The 6547-nt window shown below is 70.7% G+C and carries 7 protein-coding genes; all 7 read left to right on the top strand.

Going from position 1 to position 6547, the window contains the following annotated elements; translation table 11 throughout:
* The first annotated feature begins 93 nt into the window (after positions 1-93).
* Positions 94-1068 carry a tripartite tricarboxylate transporter substrate binding protein gene (locus VFM98_RS21485; RefSeq protein ID WP_325111930.1) on the top strand — a complete coding sequence of 325 codons (975 nt, stop codon included), beginning with the start codon at positions 94-96 and terminating at the stop codon, positions 1066-1068.
* A 10-nt stretch (positions 1069-1078) separates the two neighbouring features.
* Entirely contained in the window at positions 1079-1537 is a 459-nt protein-coding gene (locus tag VFM98_RS21480; RefSeq protein WP_325111929.1) for a MarR family winged helix-turn-helix transcriptional regulator, read from the top strand.
* Between the two features lie 22 nt (positions 1538-1559).
* Positions 1560-3251 carry an FAD-dependent monooxygenase gene (locus VFM98_RS21475; protein ID WP_325111928.1) on the top strand — a complete coding sequence of 564 codons (1692 nt, stop codon included), beginning with the start codon at positions 1560-1562 and terminating at the stop codon, positions 3249-3251.
* A 21-nt stretch (positions 3252-3272) separates the two neighbouring features.
* Positions 3273-3464 carry a DUF2783 domain-containing protein gene (locus tag VFM98_RS21470; protein ID WP_325111927.1) on the top strand — a complete coding sequence of 64 codons (192 nt, stop codon included), beginning with the start codon at positions 3273-3275 and terminating at the stop codon, positions 3462-3464.
* Positions 3465-3485: 21 nt separating this feature from the next.
* Positions 3486-4022, top strand: a complete 537-nt coding sequence (locus tag VFM98_RS21465; RefSeq protein WP_325111926.1) for a VOC family protein — start codon at positions 3486-3488, stop codon at positions 4020-4022.
* The gene (fahA, locus tag VFM98_RS21460; protein ID WP_325111925.1) at positions 4019-5344 is read left to right on the top strand and encodes a fumarylacetoacetase; all 1326 of its coding nucleotides are present in this window, start codon (positions 4019-4021) and stop codon (positions 5342-5344) included. Before VFM98_RS21465 ends, fahA begins: the two co-directional genes overlap by 4 nt.
* A 49-nt stretch (positions 5345-5393) precedes the next feature.
* Positions 5394-6547, top strand: a 1154-nt coding sequence (locus VFM98_RS21455; protein WP_325111924.1) for an FAD-dependent monooxygenase, incomplete at its 3' end; no start/stop codon positions are given.

Genomic DNA, 6547 nt, shown 5'->3' with positions numbered 1-6547 from the left:
AAGTAGTTGCGCGCGCAACGAAACGCCGCTAGACTGCGCCAGCTCCGGCCCCGCCGGCGCAGCCCTCCCGTCACCCTTCCCCAGCTTTCCGCGATGAACCTGCAACGCCGCCATTTCCTCGCCCTCGCGGGCGCCTCCGTCGCCCTGCCCGGTGCCCCCGCCTTCGCGGAAACGTATCCCTCCCGCCCGATCGAATGGGTCGTGCCCTACCCGCCCGGCGGCGGCACCGACGTCGTGGCGCGCACGCTCGCGGAGGTGATGGGCAAGAAGCTGGGCCAGCCGATGGTGATCAACAACCGCCCCGGCGCGGCCACCAAGATCGGCGCCGAATACGTGGCGCGCTCCAAGGCGGACGGCTACGTGCTGCTGTCGGCGGACACCGCCACGCTGGCCGCCAACCCGCACCTGTACGGCAAGCTCGGCTACGACGCCGGCAAGGACTTCGCGCCCATCGGCCTCACGGTGCGCTTCCCGATGATCCTGGTGGTGAATCCCTCGATCCCCGCCCACAACCTCACCGAGTTCCTGGCCTGGGCGCGGCAGCAGAAGGGTGCCAGCTACGCCACCCCCGGTGCCGGCAGTCCGCACCACCTGGCCACCGAGCTGTTCGCGGAACAGGCCCACGTGACCGTCACCCACGTTCCCTACCGCGGCGCCGCGCCCGCGGTGCAGGACGTGGTGGGCAACCAGGTGCCCTTCATGTTCGTCGACACGGCGAGCGGCCAGTCCTTCATCGCCTCGGGCAAGCTGCGCGCCATCGGCGTGGCGAGCAGCAAGCGCGTGGCGGGCTTCGAATCGGTGCCGACGCTGGACGAACAGGGCCTCAAGGGCTTCGAGGCCTATGCCTGGCAGGGCCTGGTGCTTCCCGCCGGCACGCCGGCGGAGATCGTGCAGCGCCTCAACGCCGCGATGGTCGAAGCGATGGACAGCGCCCCCGTCAAGGCGCGCCTGCAGTCCCTGGGCCTGGAGGCGATCACCAGCAGCCCGCAGAAGATGGGCGAGTACGCCACGGCGGAACGCGCCAAGTGGGGCCGCGTGATCCGCACGGCCGGCATCAAGGCCGACTGAGGCTGCGGCCATGGGCTCCCGGCCTGCGACCGCCGTGCGCTCGGTGCTGGGGCGGTCGCTGACGTACCGCCTGCACCTGCTGCACAAGATCACGGATCTCGTGAGCCAGCAAAGCTACGTCGATGCAGTGGGCCTGTCGCTCAGCGACGGCCGCTGCCTCGCCACCATCGGCTCCTTCGGCCCGCTGTCGGTCAACGAGCTGGCGGAACACTCCAACCTGAACAAGAGCCAGGGCAGCCGCGCCGCGCAGTTCCTGGTGGAGCAGGGCCTGGTGGAAAAGGTCTGCCACCCGGAAGACGGCCGCGGCGTGCTCCTGAGCCTCACGCCGGAGGGCCGCAAGGTGTGGCTGCGCACGATCCGCATGGTGGAGGAGCGCAACGCGCAGATCTTCGGCTGCCTGTCCGCGCAGGAGCAGGCGGTGCTGAGCGACATGTTCGACCGGCTGATCGAGCACAACCGGCGCGGCTAGCCGCCGCCCGCAGGAGATTCCCATGCACAACCCGACGGCGCAGCCGCGCGCGTCCATCTACTATCCCTACCAGGTCCATGCGCCCTGGCTGCCGGGCGAGCGCGACGCCGTGCAGAAGCACCCGGTGGCGATCGTCGGCTCCGGGCCGTCCGGGCTGGTGACCGCGCTGGAACTCGCCCGCCACGGCGTGCGCTCGGTCGTCCTCACCTCCGAGCTGCAGGTCTCGCAGGGCAGCCGCGCGATCGTGTTCACGCGCCGCTCGATGGAGATCCTGCAGCAGGTCGGCGTGGCGCAGCGCATCGTCGAACAGGGCCTGCCCTGGCGCTTCGGCAACAGCCACTACCGCGGCCAGCGCGTGTTCCGGATGGAAGCGCCGCCCGATGCGCACGACCGCTTCTTCCCCATGACCAACATCCAGCAGCAGTACCTGGAAGAGTACCTGTGCGATGCGTGCGAGGCGCATCCGCTGGTGGATCTGCGCTGGGGCAACCGCTGTACCGGCGTGCGGCAGGAAGACGGCCGCGTGTTCGCCGAGGTCGACACGCCCGCCGGCGCCTACGTCATCGAGGCCGACTGGCTGGTGGCCGCCGACGGCGGCCGCTCGCCGATCCGCGCCGCGCTCGGCCTGCAGCTGGAAGGCGCTTCGTACGAAGGCTACTTCGTCATCGCCGACATCAAGGTGGACCTGCCGCTGCCCACCGAGCGCCTGGCGTACTTCGACCCCGAGTGGAACCCCGGCAACACGGTCCTGATGCACCGCGAGCCGCACGGGATCTGGCGGGTGGACTACCAGCTGCCCGAGGGCGAGACGCCGGAGCAGGCGCTGCAGCCCGAGTCGCTCAAGGCCCGCATCGACGCCCAGCTGGCGATGATCGGCTACCCCGGCATTCCGTGGGAGATGGACTGGAGCTCGGTCTACTCCGCCCGCGCGCTCACCCTGCCCGATTACGTGCACGGCCGCATCCTGTTCGCCGGCGACGCCGCCCACCTGCTGCCGATCTTCGGCGTGCGCGGCGCCAACACCGCCTTCCAGGATGCGCAGTCGCTCGCCTGGCACCTCGCCTTCGTGGTGCGCGGCCTGGCCGCGCCTTCGCTGCTGGCCAACTACAGCCGCGAGCGCGTGGGCTCGGCGCGCGAGATCATCGACGAGGCCGGCAAGAGCACGCGCTTCATGACGCCGCCCACGCCCGGCTTCCAGCTGCTGCGCGACGCGGTGCTGTCGCTCTCGCTGTCGCAGGAATTCGTCCGGCCTCTCTACCACTGGCGCACCTCGCGGCCGCACGAGTACACGCACTCGCGCCTGAACAGCCCGGGCGACGACAACGCGCTCTTCACCGCCGGCCCCGCCGATGGCGCGCCGCCGCGCAACGTGCGCCTCGGCCCGGACGACTACCTGCTGGACCACCTGGGCGGCGGGCTGGACCTGCTGTACTTCACCGAGGCCGCGGCCGTGCCTGCGCCGCTGCTGGAGGTGGTGCGCGCCGTGCGCGAGCGCGGCGTGCCGATCCGCGTGATCGCGGCCGGCGCCGCGTCGCCGGTGGAAGGCGCCGACCTCACGCTCGCCGACCGCGAGGGCCAGCTGCGCGAACGTTATGGCGTGCCGGCCGCAGGCGCGGCCTACCTGCTGCGCCCCGACCAGCACGTGTGCGCGCGCTGGCTCACCCTGGATGCGACGCGCCTGCGCGCCGCGCTCGACCACCTGCTTTCCGCCTGACCCGCCCCGGAGAAGCCCGCCATGACGACCGCCGCCGCGCTCACCATCCCCGCCCTCGAAACCGTGTACGACAGCCTGGCCGAGGCCCTCGACCGGGCCGGGGAGGACAAGGTGAGCCTCTTCCTCGTGAAGCTCGCCCTGCTCAATGCCAACGCCCTGGGCGACGCCGCCCTGTTCCGTGAACACCTCGCGCTCGCCCTGCGCGACCTCTGAGAAGCACCCGAAAGGAAAACCATGTCGCTCGTCCAGCGCATCCACCACGTCGCCTACCGCTGCAAGGACGCGAAGGAAACCGTCCTCTGGTACGAGAAGCACCTGGGCATGAAATTCGTGCTCGCGATCGCGGAGAACGAGGTGCCTTCTACCAAGGCGCCCGATCCCTACATGCACGTCTTCCTGGACGCGGGCAACGGCAACATCCTGGCCTTCTTCGAGCTGCCCAGCCAGCCGCCCATGGACCGCGACCGCAACACGCCGGCCTGGGTGCAGCACCTGGCGCTGAAGGTGGGCTCGATGGAGCAGCTGCTCGAAGCCAAGGCCCGGCTGGAAGCGGCCGGCATCGAGGTGGTCGGCCCCACCAACCACACCATCTTCAAGAGCATCTACTTCTTCGATCCCAACGGCCACCGCCTGGAGCTGGCGGCCGACTGCGGCACGCCCGAGATGGACGAGAAGCTCGATGCCGTGAAGTGGGACATGCTGGAAGAATGGAGCCGCACCAGGCGCGCGCCCCAGCACGCCGCCTGGATGCACGACGGGAGCCACGCATGACGACGACCCTCAACGAAACCCACGATCCGTCCCTGCGCAGCTGGCTGGCCAGCGCCAACGCCGAAGGCTGCGACTTCCCGCTGCAGAACCTGCCCTTCGCCGTGTTCCGCCGCCGCGGCGGCAGCGAGCGCTTCCGCTGCGGCGTCGCCATCGGCGACCAGGTGCTGGACCTCGGCGCTGCGGCCGCCACCGGCGTCTTCGACGGCCTGGCCGCCGAGGCGGCGCGCGCGGGCGGCGAGGCCAAGCTGAATGCCTTGATGGCGCTCGGCGCTCCGGCCTGGTCGGCGCTGCGCCTGGCGCTCTCGCGGGCGCTGCGTGCGCAGGCGCCGCACGAGCAGAAGCTGCGCGCCTGCCTGGTGCCGCAGTCGGAAGTGGAATACGACGTGCCGGCCCGCATCGGCGACTACACCGACTTCTACACCTCGGTCCACCACGCCACCAACATCGGCCGCCAGTTCCGCCCCGACAACCCGCTGCTGCCGAACTACAAGTGGGTGCCGATCGGCTACCACGGCCGCAGCTCCAGCATCGGCATCTCCGGCGAGCACTTCCCGCGGCCCGTGGGCCAGACCATGCCGCCGGGTGCCACGCAGCCGGTGGTGGGCCCGAGCCGTCGGCTCGACATCGAGCTGGAGCTCGGGATCTTCGTCGGCAGCGGCAGCGCCCGCGGCGTGCCGGTGGGCATGGAACAGGCGGAAGACCACGTGTTCGGCATCTGCCTGCTGAACGACTGGTCGGCGCGCGACATCCAGGGCTGGGAGTACCAGCCGCTCGGCCCCTTCCTGTCGAAGAACTTCGCCACCACGCTGTCGCCCTGGGTCGTGACGCTGGAGGCGCTGGCGCCCTACCGCGTGCCCTTCACGCGCCCCGAGGGCGATCCGCAGCCGCTGCCCTACCTCGACTCGGGCGCCAACCGCGCGCAGGGCGCCTTCGACATCCAGCTGCAGGTGCTGCTGCAGACGCCGCGCATGCGCGAGGCGGGCGAGGCCGGCGCGACGATCTGCCGCACCTCCTACCGCCACGCCTACTGGACGATCGCGCAGATGGTGGCGCACCACACGGTCAACGGCTGCAACCTGCAGCCCGGCGACCTGTTCGGCAGCGGCACGCTCTCCGGCCCCACGGCCACCGAGGCGGCGGCCCTGATCGAACTCACCCAAGGCGGCAAGAAGCCGGTCGAACTGGGCGGCGGCGAGACCCGTACCTGGCTGGAAGACGGCGATGCCGTGACGCTGCGCGGCTGGTGCGAGAAGCCGGGCGCGGCGCGCATCGGCTTCGGCGAATGCACGGGGACGGTGGATCCGGCGCGCAGCCTGGCCTGAGCGCAAGCGGCCGGCGCTACAGTTCCGGCACGAGGAGGGGGAGTCGAACATGCAATTCCATCTCGATGGTTTCCAGCCCGGCGATCCGCACGTGGCGCCCGCTTCACCCCTGGCGCAGCCGCACGGCGATGCGGTGCCGGCCCGGGTCGACGTGCTGATCGTCGGCTGCGGGCCGGCGGGCCTCACGCTCGCCACGCAGCTGGCCGCCTTCGCCGACATCCACACCTGCATCGTCGAACAGAAGGAGGGACCGATCCGCCTGGGCCAGGCCGACGGCATCGCCTGCCGCACGATGGAGATGTTCGAAGCCTTCAACTTCGCCGAGCGCGTGGTGAAGGAGGCCTGCTGGATCAACGAGGTCACCTTCTGGAAGCCGGACGCGAAGGACGGCAGCCGCATCGTGCGCCACGGGCGGGTGCAGGACACCGAGGACGGCCTGTCCGAGTTCCCGCACGTGGTGCTGAACCAGGCCCGCGTGCACGACTTCTACCTGGAGACGATGCGCAACGCGCCGGCGCGGCTCGAGCCGCACTACGGCCGCCGCTTCGTCGATCTCTCGGTCGACCAAGGCGCGGCGGACTACCCGGTCACCGTGCAGCTGGAACGCACGGAAGGCCCGCAGGCGGGCCAGGTGGAGACGGTCAGGGCGCGCTACGTGGTCGGCTGCGACGGCGCGCGCAGCGGCGTGCGCAAGTCCATCGGCCGCCAGCTGGTGGGCGACTCGGCCAACCAGGCCTGGGGCGTGATGGACGTGCTGGCCGTCACCGACTTCCCCGACATCCGCTACAAATCCGCCGTGCAGTCCGAGCACGGCAACCTGCTGGTGATCCCGCGCGAAGGCGGCTACCTGGTGCGCCTGTACGTCGAGATGGACAAGCTGGGCGAGGACGAGCGCGTCGCCAACCGCAACATCACGCTCGACAAGCTGGTTGCCGCGGCCCAGCGCATCCTGCATCCCTACACGCTGGAAGTGAAGGAGGTGCCCTGGTGGTGGGTGTACGAGATCGGCCAGCGCATCTGCGACAAGTACGACGACGTGCCGGCGCCGGCCGTGGCCACGCAGCTGCCGCGCGTGTTCATCGCCGGCGACGCCTGCCACACCCACAGCCCCAAGGCGGGCCAGGGCATGAACTTCTCGATGCAGGACACCTTCAACCTGGGCTGGAAGCTGGCGGCGGTGCTGCGCGGCCAGTGCGCACCGTC

Origin of the sequence: Ramlibacter sp. (assembly GCF_035706265.1) — a bacterium.
Lineage (GTDB): Bacteria > Pseudomonadota > Gammaproteobacteria > Burkholderiales > Burkholderiaceae_C > Ramlibacter.
This window is presented reverse-complemented; position numbering and strand designations above follow the sequence as displayed.

Bases quoted from the DNA above. Each gene is read 5' to 3' on its own strand.
- fahA (WP_325111925.1), top strand. From the start codon at position 4,019: ATGACGACGACCCTCAACGAAACCCACGATCCGTCCCTGCGCAGCTGG.
- VFM98_RS21485 (WP_325111930.1), top strand. From the start codon at position 94: ATGAACCTGCAACGCCGCCATTTCCTCGCCCTCGCGGGCGCCTCCGTC.
- VFM98_RS21465 (WP_325111926.1), top strand. From the start codon at position 3,486: ATGTCGCTCGTCCAGCGCATCCACCACGTCGCCTACCGCTGCAAGGAC.
- VFM98_RS21470 (WP_325111927.1), top strand. From the start codon at position 3,273: ATGACGACCGCCGCCGCGCTCACCATCCCCGCCCTCGAAACCGTGTAC.
- VFM98_RS21480 (WP_325111929.1), top strand. From the start codon at position 1,079: ATGGGCTCCCGGCCTGCGACCGCCGTGCGCTCGGTGCTGGGGCGGTCG.
- VFM98_RS21475 (WP_325111928.1), top strand. From the start codon at position 1,560: ATGCACAACCCGACGGCGCAGCCGCGCGCGTCCATCTACTATCCCTAC.